A 16578-nucleotide genomic window follows, 5' to 3' on the forward strand; every position below is an offset into this window, starting at 1 on the left:
TTTACAGGAAAAAGCAGAGATTGGCGAGCGACCTCGCTCCGCTGCAACTGGATGTTACCCCGTATCTCAGTCGTTATCTGGGTGGCTGTAAGATCTACCCGTGCCTATGGTATGATGATCCTAGGAAGTGTAAGGCGAGAAAGGTGATATATGGATACAACCTTGTTTCAGTACTGTCAAAAAATAGTGCTATTCAGTCAAGACGGCTCTGCCGTGCTGCTCGCTAGGCGCCGCGGGGAGGCTGATTATGATGGCGTGTTCTCGTTTATTGGCGGCAAGTTGGAGTCGACGGATGGCGGCCTGGTGAATGGTCTTCGGCGGGAGAAAAATGAGGAAATTGGCTCGGCTGCTAAAATTGCGGTGGTAACGAGTATCAGCGTTAATGAATATTTTGTCAAAACTAATGGACAGGCCATGGTGCTGCCGCATTATTATGCCCGGTTTATCGGCGGTGAAATTACGCTCAATGATGAGTATTCTGAGTATCGGTGGGTAAACCTACGTGAGTTAGATCAGTTTGAACCAAAGATTGAGACGGTCGCCCCTATGGTTGAGGCTGTCCAAAAAATTATGCGAGTTGCCACCGAGGCGGATTATCGAGAGATGTGACGCGTATCGGCTACTCTCCACGCCCTCCAATGCTGGCCTAGATTTACGGTATTTTCTGTATCGAGTTCGCTTTCGTCGTTTCCGACTCATCAGCATAGACATGCATCTATGGAGCGAACTGACAAGCAGAAGGTGGAGGAAAGTTAACTTTGCCCGCCAGTTCGTAAATGGTGTGTATTTATCAATCACCCCCCTTTGGTGTGATTACGAATGGTTTAGACAGGGTATGGACCTATTGGGATATTTCTGTCTGTTCCGTATGCTTTACGGTATGCCTCCTCAATCCACGCTGGGTCAGAGTCGTGGTGGACTCTTATGGTGTACCCGTTGAACTTGAAGGTGACGAGCACCTTCTCCTTTACTGCTGCGGTCCAGCCATTGGACCGCTCCAGCCGCTCAGCCAACTGGATGGCCATCCATGCCGCATCAAGAACAAGCGTTCTTGATTTGACGATGAGTTCAACTGCTACGATACAGTAGTCGTCTGTCATAATGTTCTTCCTCCCCACCCGAGCGGATGCTCATGTGAAAAACACTGGTCGACACTCGGATGGGTCGACTCGAGATGGGGTGTTTTGGTGCTTCTTATGATACACCACGACATCCCACCTCAAATCGAAACTTTCTCTGCTTGTCAAACTACACTTTCGGACAAGGATGTACTCAACTCGTCAACAAAAGCTGATATATATATCACTAATAGAATAAAATGTCAATGGATTTTGTCAAAAATGTGGTATTATATGCCTTTTTCAGCGTTTTTGGCCTGTTTGTAGGCCTTGGTGACCGGTGCCAGGCCGCGGGCGACGCGTTCGCGGTTGGCTTTTAGCTGCTTTTCGTCGCGGAAAGATAGTTTAATTGGTGTGCCAGCAAAGTTGAAGGCTTCGCGTAAAGTTCGCTCCAGGTAGCGTTTGTAGCTCCAGTGGACGAATTTGAGGTTGCTGCCGTAGATGACGAACCATGGCGGAGCTGTGTCGGTCTGGACGATGTAGCGGAGCTTTGGATGCGAGTTCTTCAGGCCGGCTGGCGGATGAGCGGCGACGGCTTTTTGTAAGAGGTCGTTGAGGACGCGGGTCTTGCATTCTTGGCGGCGGCGCTTATAAATATCGAGGGCTAGGTCGAACAATTTGGCGACGTTTTGACCGGTAACTGATGAAGTGAAAATCAGCGGTGCGTAGGGCGTGAATTTGAAATGATAGCTAATTTGCGGCGCTAGCTCGTCACGGGTGTAGGCGTCTTTACCTTCGACGGAGTCCCATTTGCTGACGACCAGGACTAGACCTTTGCCTGCTTCGTCGATGATGCCTGCCAGGCGTTGGTCTAGTCCGACGTTCAATTCGTTGACATCCATCAGCAGGAAGCAGATGTCGGCTTCGTTGATGGCCTGCATGGTGCGCAGGACGGAGAACTTTTCGATGCCAGTTTCTTGTTTGCCCTGGCGGCGGATGCCGGCGGTGTCGAGTAGTTCGATGGTCTGGCTGTGGTAGCGGACTTGGACGCGGTTGACGTCGCGGGTGGTGCCGGCGACGTTGGCGACGATGGCTTGCTGCTTGCCTGCTAGGGTGTTGAATAAGTTGCTTTTGCCGACATTTGGCCTGCCAATCAAGGCGACACGGATGATGTCGTCTGGCGTGGTTTGAGTGGCTGGCGGGATGAGATCGGCAATGTTGTCAAGTAGCTCAGAGATGCCGATGTTGTGCTCGGCAGAGGTTTTGATGATGGTTTTGATGCCGAGACGCTTGAATTCGTCGGTGTGGAGTGAGCCTTTGAGGTCGGCTTTATTGGCGATGAGGAGGACGGGTTTGCCGCTTTTGAGGGCTTTTTTGGCCAGTTGGCGGTCAGCATCTGATGGGTAGACGGTGGAGTCGACCATAACGAGGATGACGTCGGCCGCGGCGGAGGCGTCAGCGATTTGGTCTTGGATGGTGGCTTCGAATTCGTCTTCAGCGGGTTTGAGGCCGGCGGTGTCGATGAGCCAGAATTCAGCTTGGCTTGCCTCATCAGGAGATGAGGCGCGGCGTTTATATGAGACTTTGCCAACGACGTTATCGCGGGTGGTGCCGGCTTCGCGGGCGACGATGGCGGTGCGGGCGCGCGTCAAGCGATTGAACAATGAACTTTTGCCAACGTTAGCTTGGCCGATGATGGCGACGGTAGGTAATTTATGAGACATAATTACGCCTATTATACCAGAGGCTTGGGGTTTTGGCGAGGATGAGCGTTATGAGGCTTAATTACTATTTGTTGGGGTGGTTGTCGCTTCAATGCTTGGTACAGGACTAGTTGGTGTTGGCGAAGTGTAACCGCATTCAGGGCTGTTAGGGATGGCGGTGATGCTGCCTGTTCTTGAATTAGCGTTGTAATATCGATACAACAGCGTAGGTCCATTGCAGGCTTTTGCTATATGTGAGTAAGCACTCAATTCCCCTTCCTCGCAGTCGTCGCCACCAGCACAGCCTTTATCAACAATCTTCCAATCAAGATCGGGGTTGCCTCTTGAATCTGTCTTCGTGTCAGCCGCAGGGCTTCCCTGCTCTTGTGCTGTACTGGTTACTTCCGTCTTTTCTTTTGGTGCGCAGCATCCTGACATAAATAGTGCAGTGGTGGCCACAGCACCAAGTACTGCTCCCGCTTTTTGCCATAATGATTCGTTGCCACTATTTGGAAATTCTGATGTATTGCTCACGACTACTCCTTTGTACGCTCTGTATTTATGATATAGATTATACAATTTGTGTGAGGCTATAGCAAACTAATTCGTTAGAATTCCCTGCGCTTACTGGTGGCCGTGGGCAATGTGTAAACATACATAATAGGGGCACGGGGTTTTGGCGAAAGACAATGAAAATAGCCCACCGAATGAGCTCAAACCAGAACTGGATATGTCTCAACCCAGGAAATGCAAATGATGCATCTCAACCAGTTTGAGGTCAGTTCGGTGAGCTATTTTCGGTGGGCGTTAGCCCTATCTCTTTGAAGCCTCCTTTCTCTTGATGTCGAAGAGACTCAGCATCGTGATCACCCCCGCAGGGGCGATCACGATGACGATGTAGATCGTCATCGCAATGATGAATCCCCATCCTCTTGCCCAGGTGGCGAGGAGTAGCGGGAATAGTGTGGCCGCGAACCAAAAGAGGATCCCCGCTCCCCGGAATCTCAATTCGTCGGTGACGGTGCAGACCGCGGCCGTTGCCGCGATGGTCGCCCCCACAAGGAGGATCGCGATCATAATGATCATCGGCGCAAACTGATTCACAATCTTTCCTTTCGGTAGAAGAAAAAGCTCAAAGCTAAAGGGCGACTTCCCGCTCTTTATCGAAAACTTTGAGCTGAAAGCTGATATATATATCACTAATAGAATAAAATGTCAATGGATTTTGTCAAAAATGTGGTATAATATGCCTTTTCGGCGTTTTTGGCCTGGGTTAATCGGTGAACGGTTGCTTAACGAATTCCCCGCGTTTGATGTCGCCGAGGCTGTAATTACCAAAATCTGTCCGGTGGAGTTTGGTGACGGTGTAGCCGAGGGCGGCGAAGGTGCGGCGGATTTGGCGGTTGCGGCCTTCGCTCATCTGGACGATCCAGCGATGGTCGTCGCCCTCGTGCTGGCGTTCGAGCGTTAATTGGCTGGGTCCGTCAGGTAGCTGCACGCCAAAGTCATTGATCATTTGCCGGTGGAGCGGCTGGAGCGGTTGGTCGAGCGTGACCAGATAGCGCTTTATTTTATAAAACGACGGATGTGTCATTTGATGGGCAAAATCCCCGTCGTTGGTGAGGAGGATGAGGCCCGAACTGTCTTTGTCCAGGCGACCGACGGGTTTCAAGTGATGGAGGCTGGTCGGTAATAATTCGTAAATAGTCGGTACGCCGCCCTGAGAGGCGCGTGAACAGAGGTAGCCGACGGGTTTGTGGAGGAGGATGAGTTGGTGGGTTTGAGCGGTGAGTGGTTTGTTGCCGTAGCGAATGATGTCGGTTGTAGTGATGCGTTGACCCAGCTTGGCGGGCTGGTCATTCACCGTGACCTTGCCCTGCTCGATCAGCTCGTCAGCCTGGCGGCGCGACACACCAAGCGCCAGCGCCACGAATTTGTTGAGGCGCTGGGCGGATGAATCGGTAGAATCGGATGTTTGCGTTGGTGTCGTCATACTAGGAGGCTACCGGTGGCTGCGGCGGAAAGGCGTTGGTCGGCGGCTGGGGTGTCGCTGGCTGTGCTGTGGGCGATGGCTCACCTTTAGGGGTTGAGGTCTGCTCTGGCTCGGACGCTGGAGCTGGGTCGGTCGGCATCGGTGCTGGGGTGGGCAGGACGAATGGCGTATCATCATTTTGTGGTTGTGATGATGCCGTGTTGGCGAGCTCGGCATTGATCGCGGTACCGGTATCAAGTGGCTGGTCATCGGCTGGCGTCGGCAGCGGCTCGAGTGCATCAAGCGTCAGGTCGCCGTGCGGCTCGGTCATAGCATCAGGCGTCGGCAGCGTGAAGTCGTTTGAATCTGGCGCTGGCTGTGATGAGGCCTGCATAGACTCGAGTTGGTCGCTGAGCTCCTGTTCCATCATCTTGGACATGTCTGGCTGTGGCTCTTGGCTCAGTGGCTGGATCACCCGCTCACCACCATGGCTGGTCGGCTGCGGCGATGGTGATGAGACTGGCGCTGTTGGCTCTGGCAGGGCGTCGGCCGGTGGCGTTGGTGCTGGCTCAGGGGACGGCGCTGGGTCAGAGACCGGAGGTTGCTCTACCTCGGGTGCTGGAGTTGGCGCTGGGTCGGCTGGCGTCACTGGTTCTGTGGTGGCCGGCTCGGCGGTTTGCTCAGTCGATGCGGACGGAGCCGTCGGTGCCAATGGGGCGCTCGGCAGGACGAACGGTGCTGGGTCAGTTGCTGGAGGGGTCGAATTATCTGGATTAGCTTGAGTGGGCGTGGTAGCTGAGCCATCCTGAGTTAGCGGGGCCATCGGTGCAGTCGGTGCTGGGGTGACAACTTGTGTGGCGATTGGTCCAGCGAATTTATCGCTTTCGAGGACTGTGCGCTGCTCGGCGGGGACGGCAGAAATTTCATCTAAAAACTGTCGAGCCTGCGCGTCGGCAGCTGCTATCTCTGTCGGTGATGGTAAGGTGACTGCCGGAGCGTCTTGCTGGGTGGCCGGTGCCTTCAACGGCGCGTCAGCTGCTACGGGCTCTGCGGCCGGCTCGGGCGCGACGGGAGTCGGTTCTGGCGCATCGCCGAGTACTTCGTGGACGGTGCGCACCACGTCTTCGATGCCAACTTGCGACTTAACGAGGTAGCGATCAGCGCCGAGGGCTTCGCCACGTTGCCGCTGGTCTTCGGATGACAGCGCGGTCATCATGATGACTTTGACGTCGCGTGTCTCGGTGGTCGAGCGCAAGATATCCAGCATGTCAAAGCCAGAAATCTTGGGCATCATCACGTCGCTGACGATCAAGGCCGGGCGTTCTTTGATAGCCATAGCCAAGGCCTCTTCACCGTCGCCCGCCGAAACGATGTCGTAGCCTTCAGCTAGTAACCTGACGCCGTAAATCTCGCGCAGGCTTTTGTCGTCTTCTACTAGTAAAATCTTTGTCATAACTACCCCTACTATACCGAAGTTTGCGCCAAAATACTATAGTGGTTATGGTTTTTGTTGGGCAGCGTCTGGTTCTGGGGCGGCGAGCGGTACTGATGGCGTGGGTGTAGCGGTTGGCTCAGTTGGTGGTGCGGGCATCAGCGGCAGCGGACTAAAGTTGGGCGGCGGCACGGGCGGTGTGGCCGGCTTAGTCAGGACGGTAGCGGCGGCATCCGGCTGCGTGGCATTGATCGGGACAGTTGGCTGGACGGCGACAGCGGTTGGCGGTTCGGTGGCTAGTGGTGGAGCAGCGGGCGCGGGGGTGGTTGGTAATTGGCGCATGGCCTCGTCGGTTCGGGTGCGAGGAATCTCGAGAAAGAAAGTGCTACCCTTGCGGTATTCGCTGATGACGAATAGGCGGCCGGACATCGCCTCGGTCAAGCGGCGGCTGAGATACAAGCCGAGGCCGGTGCCGCCGATCTCGCGAGTGTCGGAGTTGTCGACGCGGTAGAACTTTTGAAAGAGGTGTGGCACATCTTCGGCGGGGATGCCGATACCGCTGTCTTGGACGCTGATGGTGATTGTTTTATCATCGCCGGTGATGTCTACGACTACTTCCCCGTCGGGCGTGTACTTGATGGCGTTTTCGATCAAGTTAGAAACAACTTCACGGAGGTGATCGGCGTCAACGTTGGCGTAGTAGGCTGGCTGGACAGTGGCGGCGGCGTCCGGACGGAAGGTGCAGACGAGGCCTTTTTCGGCGGCGCGTGGCGCCAGGCCCTCAAAGATCTCGCCGACGAAGGTGGTGATATTGATAATCTGTGGCTCATTCTTGAGGCGGCCGTCTTCGGCGCGGCTAATGTCGAGCAGGTCTTGGAATAACCGACCGAGGTGCTGGGCTGAGGCGTGGGCCTTGGTGATGAAATCGCGCGCCTTGTCGTCAATGTGGGCGGTGGCTGGGTTGAGGGCCAGGCCGAGATAGCCCTCGATGGAGGCGACGGGCGTGCGCATTTCGTGGCTGGCGGTAGAGATGAATTCGGCTTGCTGGCGCTCCTCGGCTTTCTCCTTGGTGATGTCGCGAAAGACGACGATAATGCCTTCGCTATCTTTACCGACTGGCGAGGCGACGATGGAGACGAGGATTTGCTTGTCAGAGGCGGTGCGGAGGAGTAATTTGTCGGAGTGCGCTGGCCGATTATTGATCAGTGATTGCATGACCGGGTTTTCGGTGACGGTGACGTCTTTGCCATCGGCGGTGACTAATTGGATGACGCTTTGCCATTTGAGGCCGAGGGCGTCGCCTTGGTTCCAGCCGATGATCCGCTGGGCTGAGGGGTTGATTAGCTCGATATTGCCCTCGCGCGAGATGGCCAGCACGCCGTCATCAATGGTGTTAATGACGATGTCAGAGGTGCCCTCGGCGGTGGATAGCTTGGTGCGAAGTTCAGATATGTCGCCGAGCTTGCTGACGCGTGGCTGATGGCGCCAGATAATAAAGCCAAGAGCTAGTGGCGCCAGGCCAAAAAATAGGGCGCCAATCGTGGCGATGGGGCTGGCGTGCTGGGTGATGGCGGCAGTGGTGATGGCGGTGACGACGAGGAGGCTGGTGCCGAGGACGACGGGCCAGCCAAAGAAGCCGGCGAACACCGCAGCGCTGAGCCAGGCGGCGGCGAATGGCGAGGCCAGAAAGCCGCTGGTGGCAACCAGCGAACCGACGGCGAGGATGATTAGGCCATAGACAGCGATGGATGCGGCGGTGATGGCTCGGCGCGGTAGCCACAGACAGAGGATGAGGGCGGTGAGGCTGACGAGGGCGCTGATGGCGGCGGCGAGGTCGGTGATGGCTTCGCCGATGGGTAGCCGGTAACCGGTCGGGATAAAGCGCGCCCAGGAGTAGAGGAGGACGATGACCAGCCCGACGAACAAGGCTGCCTCGCACAGTCGCCGCAGCCAAAATCGCGACAATTCACCGACTTGTGAAATATCCCCCGCCCACTTCATGCTTGTATTATAGACCGAGACGAGCAAAAATGATACCCACATTGAGCCACGTCATGGCAAGTCAAGCATGGTACGCATTTGGCTGCCCTGAGGGGCCGCTCAGCCCTTCCCTAAAATCGCCTCGAGCATCTTCATTCGCGAGGCCATGATGGCGGGGATGGCACCGCTGATAATGGCGACTACTAGCACAACCTCGGCACGGAATAGCAATTCCCACCACGATATGTTGAGTGTCACGTCAGCAATTGGCAGACTGAACGGATGCGCCACTACATATGGCACTAGTCCACCGAGGAAAATTACCAAGCCGACCGCTATACCGCACACCGCATAAAATAGCGCTAGTAGAACGTAGCTAAAGACGATCACTCGCGGCTTGACGCCAATTGCCCGCTGAATGCCGATTTGCCGCCGCTTGTTGATGATGTCAACGTAAATCACGATGAAGATCGTCACCGCCGCAATGATAATGCCAACTATCAGCATAATAGCGTTGAGCGACTGAAAGCTACCGGTAATCGTATCCATAACCGTCGCTCCGTCACGCCAATCGTGAACCCGCAGGCCCGGATAGTTCAGGTCAGTAAGTGCTCGTTGCACCGACGCTTCCTTGCCGCGGCTGGTGCGCACGACGATCATGCTGGCATCGTTCTCGCCAGCCGTCAAATGGCTCGGTATACCGCTGGTGAGCTTGCGCCATAAACCGCGCGAGATGTACGCCTGAATATCTGCATTATAGAACTTCGTCGAGGTAATACCGCCGACCTTAACGTTGACCTTTTTACCGTTAACATTTATCGTTACCCGATCGCCAACTTTAACCCCTTCAAGCGAACCTCTCTCGAGCAGCCGGCTACCCAGCATGATCTCGTCGTCGCTCGCCAAAAACGTTCCATCCGACACGCGATTAGCGACCTCCAGGGTTTGGCGAAAGGCTTGCGGATTAACGACATTGATCCGGGCCTGCACTTGCTTGTCATCGTTATATCCTAATACCGCCGGCACAGCCAGGATTTTGTCAGCCGCCGTCACACCGTCGATGCGTTTGATCTCGGCCAGCTTGTCATCGACATTGGTGATGTACTCGCCAGGCTTTTTGACATCAATATAGGCCTCACCGACCATTAAATTCTTGATCTGCGATTCAATCGCCGACGTGACGCCAGCTAGCAGCGACGATATGAAGGCTAGATTAATGAATGCCACCGCCACCAGCAGCGTCGTCAGGCCCAGAGTCCACTTGCGACCACGCACGATGTACTGCCGCATCAACCGCCAGCCCAGCAAGAACTCGCGCCACAGATTGTTCTTGGGCTGGCGCGGCGTTTGCGTTTCCTGCGTTTTGCGGGACTGGCTCATAGTAGTCTCCCGGCTGCGGGCTGACGCTCGCCTTTTAGCTTGCCGTTTTCAAACACGATTTGCCGCTTGGCGTAAGCTAGTTCATCAGCTTCATGCGAGATCATCACCAAGGTTATGCCGCTGGCATTAATTTCCTTCAATGTTTCCATGACATTTGTTGAAGCAACTGTATCTAGGTTAGCCGTCGGCTCGTCGGCAAAGATAATGTGCGGCTCATTGACCAGCGCTCGGGCAATCGCCACGCGCTGCTGTTCGCCGCCGGATAATTGCGATGGCAGGTGGCGCGCTCTGTCCTTCAAACCAACACGATCCAGTTCGTGCAGAGCTTTTTGCCGAGCAATCTTCGCCGAGCACCACATCAGTCGCGGCAACATGACGTTTTCTAGGGCGGTGAGCTCACGAATCAGGGCATACTCTTGAAAAATATAGCCAACTTGGCGCAGGCGCAGTTCAATTCGCTGTTTTTCTGGCAGCCGAGTGATCTCTATCGCTGGTGTTTCGTCACCCCTACTATCAAACCAGATTGTGCCGTTATCAGGGCGGTCCAACATCGCCACCTGATGCATAAAGGTTGATTTGCCCGAACCGTTGCGCCCTGTGATCATCAGAAAATCGCCGTGACGAATCGAAAAACTGACGTCCTTGAGCGCACGCGTGGCGCTATCACCCGAACCGTAGGTCTTGCTGAGATGCTCAATGGTAAGAATTTCGCGGGCCATAGTATCAGTATAGCGCGCGGTGGGGCGCCGCTTCAAGCCGAGATCCCGAAAAACCTACTGCAGTTTTGTTATCATTTCTACTTCGCGGACCGTAAGACCATATTTTTCATAGAACGCTATGGCACGCTGGTTGCTGCTCAGCACTTTTAACCGCAAGGTATCGCAATTTTTACTCTGGAAATAGTGCTTCATTTCATCCATCAAGGTTCGTCCGATACCGCTGCCGCGCTGCCCTGGCTCGACATAAAGCAATCCGATCCAGCCGTCTTTTCGCGGCGCATGCACTGCATCGAAAACGGCGTCCTGACCAGGCTGATGATCAATAATCACGCCTTGAATAAAGCCGACCACCTGGCCGTTCTCCTCGGCAACATACATCGCGCCGTCCATATCCTCGCTATCGTCAATCATCCGCTGCATGTAGTCGCGTGCGTGGCAAAGGCTTTCCAGAAACAGGGTCAATCTGGATAGTATCACCGGTGATTTCATCAAATAAGAATTCATCGCCTATAGTATGGACTAAAGCTTTTCTAAACACATTGTTGCCAAATAGCCGGCTAGCTTCCATGTCATATATACTGCATGCCTTTTTGTCTGCCCTAAGGATATCAGACATATAGTCTTTGCTGGCATACGTATGTCCGTCGCTTTCTATGACTATATTGCTGTATAAAAATGCACGACTTTTACCTTTAGGAGGTTCAAAAGACATGTCCCCAATCTTGGTATTGATATCGCTAAGTAGTTTAAGTAAACTCTCTCTAGTAAGAACTCCTTCACTTGTTGTAGAGTAAGTATTCTTACTTCGCCATTCTGATACAAATCTAATAAGGTCATCTACTGTTGTTGCCATATCTTATCTCCATTATTGAAGCTTATTATTGCAGTATTTTTGAAGGAAAGTTTTAAGTCTTTATTTGCTGGTGGTAGACTTGAACGACGATAAGCTAGTAATGCTTCTTTAAGCATAAATAATAGCTTGTCGCTATGAGGACGTATTTTTTCTGGAGCAACAATCTTAGTAGCTATTATAACGATTTCTTTATTTTGGCCTATTATGTCTTCGTAGTAGTCAATCCTTGTAGCAGTGTCCATCCATATTAATACACCAACGCCATCAAAGGCGTTGTCTACACGAAAACCATTATGTGCCCGACCAAACTGACCCTGTATAGACGCAAAAAGCGCATCCTTTTTCGTATCACGAACGCACATTGTTAAATTACGCTCCATGGTGTCGTCACGACCAGGCCAGGGTGCGGATAGTTTATACTTTTGTATTATTTCTTTAACTTTTTTCTCGCTGAGCGTCTCGTTTCTAAAATCCATATCATCCTTTCTAAACAAGCTTCTTGGTGGCTAATATTTCTATAACCGTTAGGTTAATACCCCCTTTTTTCCTTAATAGACCAACTGACAACTCCCTCTACAGTTTCCATATCTCATCCTTATCCATAAAAGTTATGTCAACTCCTCTAAAACCGCTCTTCTTCTGACTGTCTCTGGGCAGAAGTGTGGCTTGATGAAGAGCAAGAGAACTCTCTTCAACTAGTTGTGCAATTTTTTCCTTTTCACTCTTCAGTTCAGTCGGAGCTATAATACGATTTGCTACTAGTATGAACTCCTTGATTTGTCCATGTCCACTATTAAACTCTTCCACATTGAGACCCATAAAACTTTCATACAAGTCTATGCGTATGTTAAACCCCTTCCATATAAGCACATTTATTCGAGGAATTCCTCCTGCGAGTAGCTGACCGTTAAGAGATACCCCTTGTTGAGACTGTACTGAAACGCATATTGCGTCGTCTTCTTTGCTGTATGCCACTGCAATCATATGGCTATCAAGGGAATGGCTGTCGTCAAATCCTGGCCTAATCAGGTTATATTTATCAGTTAATTCCTTAACCTTATCTTTGTCAATCAGTCTACCGATAAAGCTCATGATTTTTCCATTTAATAAATTAAAACAATTACCTTTATTATAAATATACACTGCAAACCATACAAACTTTTCTTGATAAACAAAGAAGACGGAAACTCCGCCAAATTTAAAACCTAATTGGTGAGCCAACCAATATAAATGTGGAACTCCTTTTTCGCGATTTGTTTGTACTGCGGGATCGCTTCAAGGAGCTTGGTATGGTTATCAAAAATGGCGAGGTGTATTTGCCGGATTTGGACGAGCGCGATGTTTAATTTGCGAAAATCGAGCTCAAAACTCTACGACCAGAACACTTTTGACGACCAGTTTATGCGCGACTTACGAAGAGCCCGAAAAAGCGTTATTATCGAAAGCCCGTTTCTCAGAACTGCCCGAGTTGAAAGATTCATCCCGATATTTCATCGGCTCAAAAAGCGTGGCGTGGCAATATTGCTTAACACCAAACCGCTTGAAGAATACGATGAGATATACAAATTGCAAGTCCAAAAATCTCTAAGTTCACTACAATCTGCGGGTGTCGACGTTCTTTTTACAGTCAAACATCACCGTAAATTAGCCATCATTGATAGGCAGGTTATTTACGAAGGTAGCCTAAATATTCTCTCATATCACGATAGTTGTGAGATAATGAGAAGGACAGTATCTGTGATTGAAGCGAAAATGTTGATAGATTTTATTGGCTTAAATAAATTCATGGAGGTGAAGTAATCATGAACGACGAGAACACAATCAAAGATCTTCACCTGTACGAAGACGAAGAAACGATTCAGAAAACGATCCACTATCTGGAGCTTCATGACCCGAACAACGCCAATCGCGAATATGCAGTCGGATTTCTGAAATTCATGCAGCGATTTGCACATGTTGCCAGCAAGAGTGAGGGGTTTGATTTTGAGGGGTTTTTGGAAAAGTATAAAGGCACCAAAAAAGAGTAATAGCCTTTTGCTACTACCTAGCAATCATCTAACCTTGTATGCAATAAGGATAGCACGCTTAAAGCATCCAAACAGTGTTGCTCGGTAATGACACCTGTCGCAGACAAGTCATTGTGTGTTTCGTGAGATAGGGGATTTCGATAGCCGCTAACGATTCCCGCAGACAAGTACCTCTGTGCAGCCTCGAGACTTTTCTTGGTTTTGTTATCAAAGGGAGTTCCGTCTGAACGGGTTGCTGATTGCGCAATGTGTAGCACGGCCTCTTGTGGGTTTTCGCTAAACACTTTCATCATTAAAGGGCCTTCGTCTAGCTCACTGATCGTACGAGATTTGTCTGGATTTTGACTAATTGACTTAGCCCTAGGTAAATATTAGCAGAGTTTTAGTTGAATGTCAAAACATTGCCCGGATAAACGCCCTAAGCGTAAGTCATTTAAAGTACCTCGTGAAATTTATGCTGTGTTTAAGAAAATACTAACAACCCTGTGCTATACTTAGACACGCATGGCTTCAAAAAATATTATTCACCGTTATAGTTCAGGAGGGGTTATCCTTAAAGATAACAGGGTTCTTATAATTGAATCATTGCAACCAATCAAGGAATATTCTTTTCCTAAAGGCTCTATAGAACCCGGAGAACATCACCGTGACACCGCAGTGCGAGAAATACTTGAGGAGACTGGATACTACACAACGATTCTAGGGTTTATTGATACTCTAATATATGAATTCTCAACAGGTGATGGACACGTAGTGAAAAAGGTTTCATACTATGCTATGTCTATTAATAGCTTAGTGCCTCGGCAGCGACAACAGCTTCAACCGGGAGAGGATATACGCCCCTTATGGGTCAGCTTGCCAAAAGCTTTTCAGCTCCTCACCCACAAAAACACGAGACAACTTCTTGCTAAGGCAATTAAAATGTACCGTCATTGAAGCAACAACTACCTACAGACTCCTCTACGGTGCGGTGTGAGAAAAAGTAATTTGCTAGGATGAATATAATATTTCTATCATCTGGAGACATAGCAGCAACATTAAAGACAGTTAGTAGCCTTAGAGACATCATTACGCATATCTCTCTATTAATTTTGCTAAGGATATTCTTGTCTATACCTTTGATATAGTACTTCATATAATCATGAACTATTCTTTGGCGTGAGGTATTGAGGTTTACCCATACTTTACCGTCAGCATGAGTGATCTCTTTAGATCTGCCTAGCGGATTAGGTTTAGACTCTGCCCATTTCGCATACGATGGTCCAAAATAATTTCCTCCACATATAATATGATGGATGAATGTTGATATGTCAGTAGATAGCCTGTTCCATCCAGCCGCCTCAAAATCAACAAGGTAGCCATTCTGAAAGATATTCATATCATGAACATCCCCTTGAGAGGGTATGACATATGTATTATTCATGTTTTTTTGCATATCTTTAACATATTTCTTTACCGCATAAAGCAGGTCGTCTAGTATATAGACGATTAAGCCGTTCACGCTTTTTAGCGACTCATCCGCACAAAATTCCTCGTATTGTCTCAAAAATTGCGGCGATTCTATCATATGCAATCGATTAATATAAAAGCTTTTCGTGCCTCCAGCTTTAATATGAGACCAAATACCCATTGTGTTTGCAAGGCTAGACAGGTCTCTGAAAAACTCAGACATATCTATGTCCGCGTCACTACGAAGAATGTGTATCAAATCGATTGATCGCTTTACACGAGGTGGTGGTGATTACTATTCTCCGCTCAAGCGGCAGTTGACTAAGCTTGGTATTGCACTTGAGGATATGTACGGAGTTATTGGTAAGCAGCAAATTAACACTCTTGAGCATACCGGGTTCAAATATTACTGGAGTGAGTTTAATCCAACACAAAAATCTGAGTATCTGGAGGCTGAGCGCGCCAAGGACGAGATGCGCGCTGCGCATGTTTATACAAACCCGCAAATTGCCGATGAGCTTAATTCCATGGGCTTTCGCTCTCGCGTGACGATTGTGCGCGACAAATACGACCGAACAAAAATTAAACGACAGATTGGTGGCCGAAAAATGACTGCCAAAATGATTGATCAATACACTAGTAAATTGGTATATTGCGGTATTATTAAGGAAAAATGGACGTATGATAAGCCAGTTAAAGCGCAGTTTGATGGGCTCGTTAGCGTGGATTTATTCAACGAAGCTAATCGCGGCCGAGTCTTCGTGGAGATTGATAGCCATGATAGTATCACCATTAAACGTAAGGCTGTTCCGAATCATTTGAAAAGTAAACAAGTTTATAACCCAGATTATCCATATAAGCAGGTAGTTGCCTGTCCTAAATGCGGTAAGACACTATCTGGTAGCGCTCGTGGCAAGCTCGGTAAACACTATCCAGCTTATCACTGCAGTCGCGATGGCCATTACTTCCGTGTGTCGAAGCCTGAATTTGATAAGACGATAGAAGACTTTGTGAGGGCTATTACTATCAAGCCAGAGTATGTTGACGATGTTATCGCCGCCATCGCTGAATTGTGGCGCGAACGTCAGGCCAAGCAGATTGATGCTAGTAGGCAACGCCTAGAGCACCGCGAGAGCTTGCAAAGCCAAATCAAGGTAACCGTTGATCGGATGTGTATTGTCACAAGCGAGACAGCCCTAAAATACCTTGAAGAGGATATTGTTAGCGTCGAAAAAGAATTAGCAGAGCTGGATGAAGAAATTGCTAGGCAGCCGAATTTACAAGCTGAATTTGACCAAGTTTTGCAATATGCAAAATATATTTTGGAACACCTTTCAGAGCTGCTACTTGACCTCTGTAATCCACTGCGAAAAGCCGCTTTTTTCGGTGCTATATTCAACAAGCTTCCAACCTACGAACAAATAAACTTTGGAACCCACAAAAACAGCCCACCACCAGAGGTAAACGAGCTATTTCAAATCCGAACGGAATACAAATCCCTGTATGGTGACCCTACCGGGAATCGAACCCGGGTTGCTGGGATGAGAACCCAGTGTCCTAACCGCTAGACGATAGGGCCGCGTAAGCTACCGGGCCATTATAGCATGGTTAGCTGGGGGCGTCTAGCCCATTTGGTTGACGACGTCGATCAGCTTGCGGGGCGTGATGTCGGCCTTGATGAGGTAGCCGTCGACGCGGTTCATGATGGCGGATTTGGTGGCGTCGTCTTGCTCAAAGTTAGTCATGATGAGGATTTTACTGTTGGGAATCAGGTCGGTATCATCAGAGCGCAGGGCGTCTAGAATTTGGTCGCCGCGCTGTTCGGGCAGCATCAAGTCAAGGATGATCAAGTCAAACGGCTGACTCCGGGCCATGACCAGCCCGTCATTACCATCGACCACCCAGGTCACGTCATAGCCAGCTTTTTGCAGGCTGCGCACATACATCTCGCCGATAAAGCGGTCGTCCTCCACGCACAAGATTGTTTTGATTGCCATACTTCCCT

Annotated in this window: 20 protein-coding genes and 1 tRNA gene; 4 read left to right on the forward strand and 17 right to left on the reverse strand. The window is 50.3% G+C overall.

Annotation, left to right across the window (positions count from 1 at the left end):
• Positions 1-150 precede the first annotated feature (150 nt).
• On the forward strand, positions 151-609 hold the full coding sequence (locus NLML1_RS01625) for an NUDIX hydrolase (protein ID WP_285441818.1): 459 nt from the start codon (positions 151-153) through the stop codon (positions 607-609).
• A 215-nt stretch (positions 610-824) separates the two neighbouring features.
• Here the strand turns inward: NLML1_RS01625 and NLML1_RS01630 are convergent, their stop codons facing one another.
• The 13 genes from NLML1_RS01630 to NLML1_RS01690 form a co-directional block, all read right to left on the reverse strand.
• Positions 825-1100 carry a hypothetical protein gene (locus NLML1_RS01630; protein WP_162420568.1) on the reverse strand — a complete coding sequence of 92 codons (276 nt, stop codon included), beginning with the start codon at positions 1098-1100 and terminating at the stop codon, positions 825-827.
• Positions 1101-1348: 248 nt separating this feature from the next.
• A complete protein-coding gene (gene der, locus NLML1_RS01635) occupies positions 1349-2782 on the reverse strand; it encodes a ribosome biogenesis GTPase Der (RefSeq protein ID WP_285441819.1) in 1434 nt (477 codons plus the stop codon).
• A gap of 57 nt (positions 2783-2839) precedes the next feature.
• On the reverse strand, positions 2840-3295 hold the full coding sequence (locus tag NLML1_RS01640; protein WP_285441820.1) for a hypothetical protein: 456 nt from the start codon (positions 3293-3295) through the stop codon (positions 2840-2842).
• 279 nt (positions 3296-3574) lie between these two features.
• A complete protein-coding gene (locus NLML1_RS01645) occupies positions 3575-3865 on the reverse strand; it encodes a hypothetical protein (RefSeq protein ID WP_162420594.1) in 291 nt (96 codons plus the stop codon).
• 169 nt (positions 3866-4034) lie between these two features.
• Entirely contained in the window at positions 4035-4754 is a 720-nt protein-coding gene (locus NLML1_RS01650) for a pseudouridine synthase (RefSeq protein WP_285441821.1), read from the reverse strand.
• A gap of 1 nt (position 4755) precedes the next feature.
• On the reverse strand, positions 4756-6186 hold the full coding sequence (locus NLML1_RS01655) for a response regulator transcription factor (RefSeq protein ID WP_285441822.1): 1431 nt from the start codon (positions 6184-6186) through the stop codon (positions 4756-4758).
• A gap of 45 nt (positions 6187-6231) precedes the next feature.
• Positions 6232-8166, reverse strand: coding sequence for an ATP-binding protein (locus NLML1_RS01660; protein WP_285441823.1), 1935 nt, complete (start codon positions 8164-8166; stop codon positions 6232-6234).
• Positions 8167-8265: 99 nt separating this feature from the next.
• Complete coding sequence (locus tag NLML1_RS01665; RefSeq protein WP_285441824.1) at positions 8266-9525, reverse strand: ABC transporter permease; 1260 nt, start codon at positions 9523-9525, stop codon at positions 8266-8268.
• A complete protein-coding gene (locus NLML1_RS01670) occupies positions 9522-10244 on the reverse strand; it encodes an ABC transporter ATP-binding protein (RefSeq protein WP_285441825.1) in 723 nt (240 codons plus the stop codon). The genes NLML1_RS01665 and NLML1_RS01670 overlap by 4 nt, the downstream gene beginning before the upstream one ends.
• A 54-nt stretch (positions 10245-10298) precedes the next feature.
• Complete coding sequence (locus NLML1_RS01675; protein WP_285441826.1) at positions 10299-10655, reverse strand: GNAT family N-acetyltransferase; 357 nt, start codon at positions 10653-10655, stop codon at positions 10299-10301.
• Positions 10648-11097 (reverse strand): hypothetical protein, encoded by a 450-nt coding sequence (locus tag NLML1_RS01680; RefSeq protein WP_285441827.1) that lies wholly within the window; start codon positions 11095-11097, stop codon positions 10648-10650. The genes NLML1_RS01675 and NLML1_RS01680 overlap by 8 nt, the downstream gene beginning before the upstream one ends.
• A complete protein-coding gene (locus NLML1_RS01685; RefSeq protein WP_162454128.1) occupies positions 11082-11573 on the reverse strand; it encodes a hypothetical protein in 492 nt (163 codons plus the stop codon). The genes NLML1_RS01680 and NLML1_RS01685 overlap by 16 nt, the downstream gene beginning before the upstream one ends.
• 97 nt (positions 11574-11670) lie before the next feature.
• Positions 11671-12318: a hypothetical protein gene (locus NLML1_RS01690; protein ID WP_285441828.1), complete on the reverse strand. Its 648-nt coding sequence runs from the start codon at positions 12316-12318 to the stop codon at positions 11671-11673.
• A gap of 180 nt (positions 12319-12498) precedes the next feature.
• Between NLML1_RS01690 and NLML1_RS04435 the strand changes: the two genes are divergently transcribed.
• The gene (locus tag NLML1_RS04435) at positions 12499-12897 is read left to right on the forward strand and encodes a phospholipase D-like domain-containing protein (protein ID WP_353961980.1); all 399 of its coding nucleotides are present in this window, start codon (positions 12499-12501) and stop codon (positions 12895-12897) included.
• 2 nt (positions 12898-12899) lie between these two features.
• Positions 12900-13124: a hypothetical protein gene (locus NLML1_RS01695; RefSeq protein WP_285441829.1), complete on the forward strand. Its 225-nt coding sequence runs from the start codon at positions 12900-12902 to the stop codon at positions 13122-13124.
• Positions 13125-13141: 17 nt separating this feature from the next.
• Here the strand turns inward: NLML1_RS01695 and NLML1_RS04440 are convergent, their stop codons facing one another.
• Positions 13142-13474 carry a TIGR02391 family protein gene (locus NLML1_RS04440; protein ID WP_353961981.1) on the reverse strand — a complete coding sequence of 111 codons (333 nt, stop codon included), beginning with the start codon at positions 13472-13474 and terminating at the stop codon, positions 13142-13144.
• 154 nt (positions 13475-13628) lie between these two features.
• On the opposite strand from NLML1_RS04440, the gene NLML1_RS01700 reads away from it, so the two are divergent.
• Positions 13629-14060 carry an NUDIX hydrolase gene (locus NLML1_RS01700; RefSeq protein ID WP_285441830.1) on the forward strand — a complete coding sequence of 144 codons (432 nt, stop codon included), beginning with the start codon at positions 13629-13631 and terminating at the stop codon, positions 14058-14060.
• Here NLML1_RS01700 and NLML1_RS01705 read toward each other — a convergent pair.
• The 3 genes from NLML1_RS01705 to NLML1_RS01715 all read right to left on the reverse strand — a co-directional run bounded on the left by NLML1_RS01705 (position 14041) and on the right by NLML1_RS01715 (position 16570).
• The gene (locus NLML1_RS01705) at positions 14041-14796 is read right to left on the reverse strand and encodes a hypothetical protein (protein ID WP_285441831.1); all 756 of its coding nucleotides are present in this window, start codon (positions 14794-14796) and stop codon (positions 14041-14043) included. The genes NLML1_RS01700 and NLML1_RS01705 overlap by 20 nt on opposite strands.
• A 1281-nt stretch (positions 14797-16077) precedes the next feature.
• Positions 16078-16152 (reverse strand) — tRNA-Glu (locus NLML1_RS01710).
• Positions 16153-16195: 43 nt separating this feature from the next.
• Entirely contained in the window at positions 16196-16570 is a 375-nt protein-coding gene (locus NLML1_RS01715) for a response regulator transcription factor (RefSeq protein WP_285441832.1), read from the reverse strand.
• Positions 16571-16578: the final 8 nt, after the last annotated feature.

The organism is Candidatus Nanosynbacter lyticus, from assembly GCF_030253515.1.
GTDB lineage: Bacteria > Patescibacteriota > Saccharimonadia > Saccharimonadales > Saccharimonadaceae > Nanosynbacter > Nanosynbacter lyticus_A.

Excerpts from the sequence above, each read along its gene's own strand:
- NLML1_RS04435 (WP_353961980.1), top strand. The coding sequence starts at position 12,499 with ATGCGCGACTTACGAAGAGCCCGAAAAAGCGTTATTATCGAAAGCCCG.
- NLML1_RS01715 (WP_285441832.1), bottom strand. The coding sequence starts at position 16,570 with ATGGCAATCAAAACAATCTTGTGCGTGGAGGACGACCGCTTTATCGGC.
- NLML1_RS01705 (WP_285441831.1), bottom strand. The coding sequence starts at position 14,796 with ATGTCTGAGTTTTTCAGAGACCTGTCTAGCCTTGCAAACACAATGGGT.
- NLML1_RS01650 (WP_285441821.1), bottom strand. The coding sequence starts at position 4,754 with ATGACGACACCAACGCAAACATCCGATTCTACCGATTCATCCGCCCAG.
- NLML1_RS01665 (WP_285441824.1), bottom strand. The coding sequence starts at position 9,525 with ATGAGCCAGTCCCGCAAAACGCAGGAAACGCAAACGCCGCGCCAGCCC.
- NLML1_RS01660 (WP_285441823.1), bottom strand. The coding sequence starts at position 8,166 with ATGAAGTGGGCGGGGGATATTTCACAAGTCGGTGAATTGTCGCGATTT.
- NLML1_RS01670 (WP_285441825.1), bottom strand. The coding sequence starts at position 10,244 with ATGGCCCGCGAAATTCTTACCATTGAGCATCTCAGCAAGACCTACGGT.
- NLML1_RS01675 (WP_285441826.1), bottom strand. The coding sequence starts at position 10,655 with ATGATTGACGATAGCGAGGATATGGACGGCGCGATGTATGTTGCCGAG.
- NLML1_RS01685 (WP_162454128.1), bottom strand. The coding sequence starts at position 11,573 with ATGGATTTTAGAAACGAGACGCTCAGCGAGAAAAAAGTTAAAGAAATA.
- der (WP_285441819.1), bottom strand. The coding sequence starts at position 2,782 with ATGTCTCATAAATTACCTACCGTCGCCATCATCGGCCAAGCTAACGTT.
- NLML1_RS01625 (WP_285441818.1), top strand. The coding sequence starts at position 151 with ATGGATACAACCTTGTTTCAGTACTGTCAAAAAATAGTGCTATTCAGT.
- NLML1_RS01680 (WP_285441827.1), bottom strand. The coding sequence starts at position 11,097 with ATGGCAACAACAGTAGATGACCTTATTAGATTTGTATCAGAATGGCGA.
- NLML1_RS01655 (WP_285441822.1), bottom strand. The coding sequence starts at position 6,186 with ATGACAAAGATTTTACTAGTAGAAGACGACAAAAGCCTGCGCGAGATT.
- NLML1_RS01700 (WP_285441830.1), top strand. The coding sequence starts at position 13,629 with ATGGCTTCAAAAAATATTATTCACCGTTATAGTTCAGGAGGGGTTATC.
- NLML1_RS01695 (WP_285441829.1), top strand. The coding sequence starts at position 12,900 with ATGAACGACGAGAACACAATCAAAGATCTTCACCTGTACGAAGACGAA.
- NLML1_RS01630 (WP_162420568.1), bottom strand. The coding sequence starts at position 1,100 with ATGACAGACGACTACTGTATCGTAGCAGTTGAACTCATCGTCAAATCA.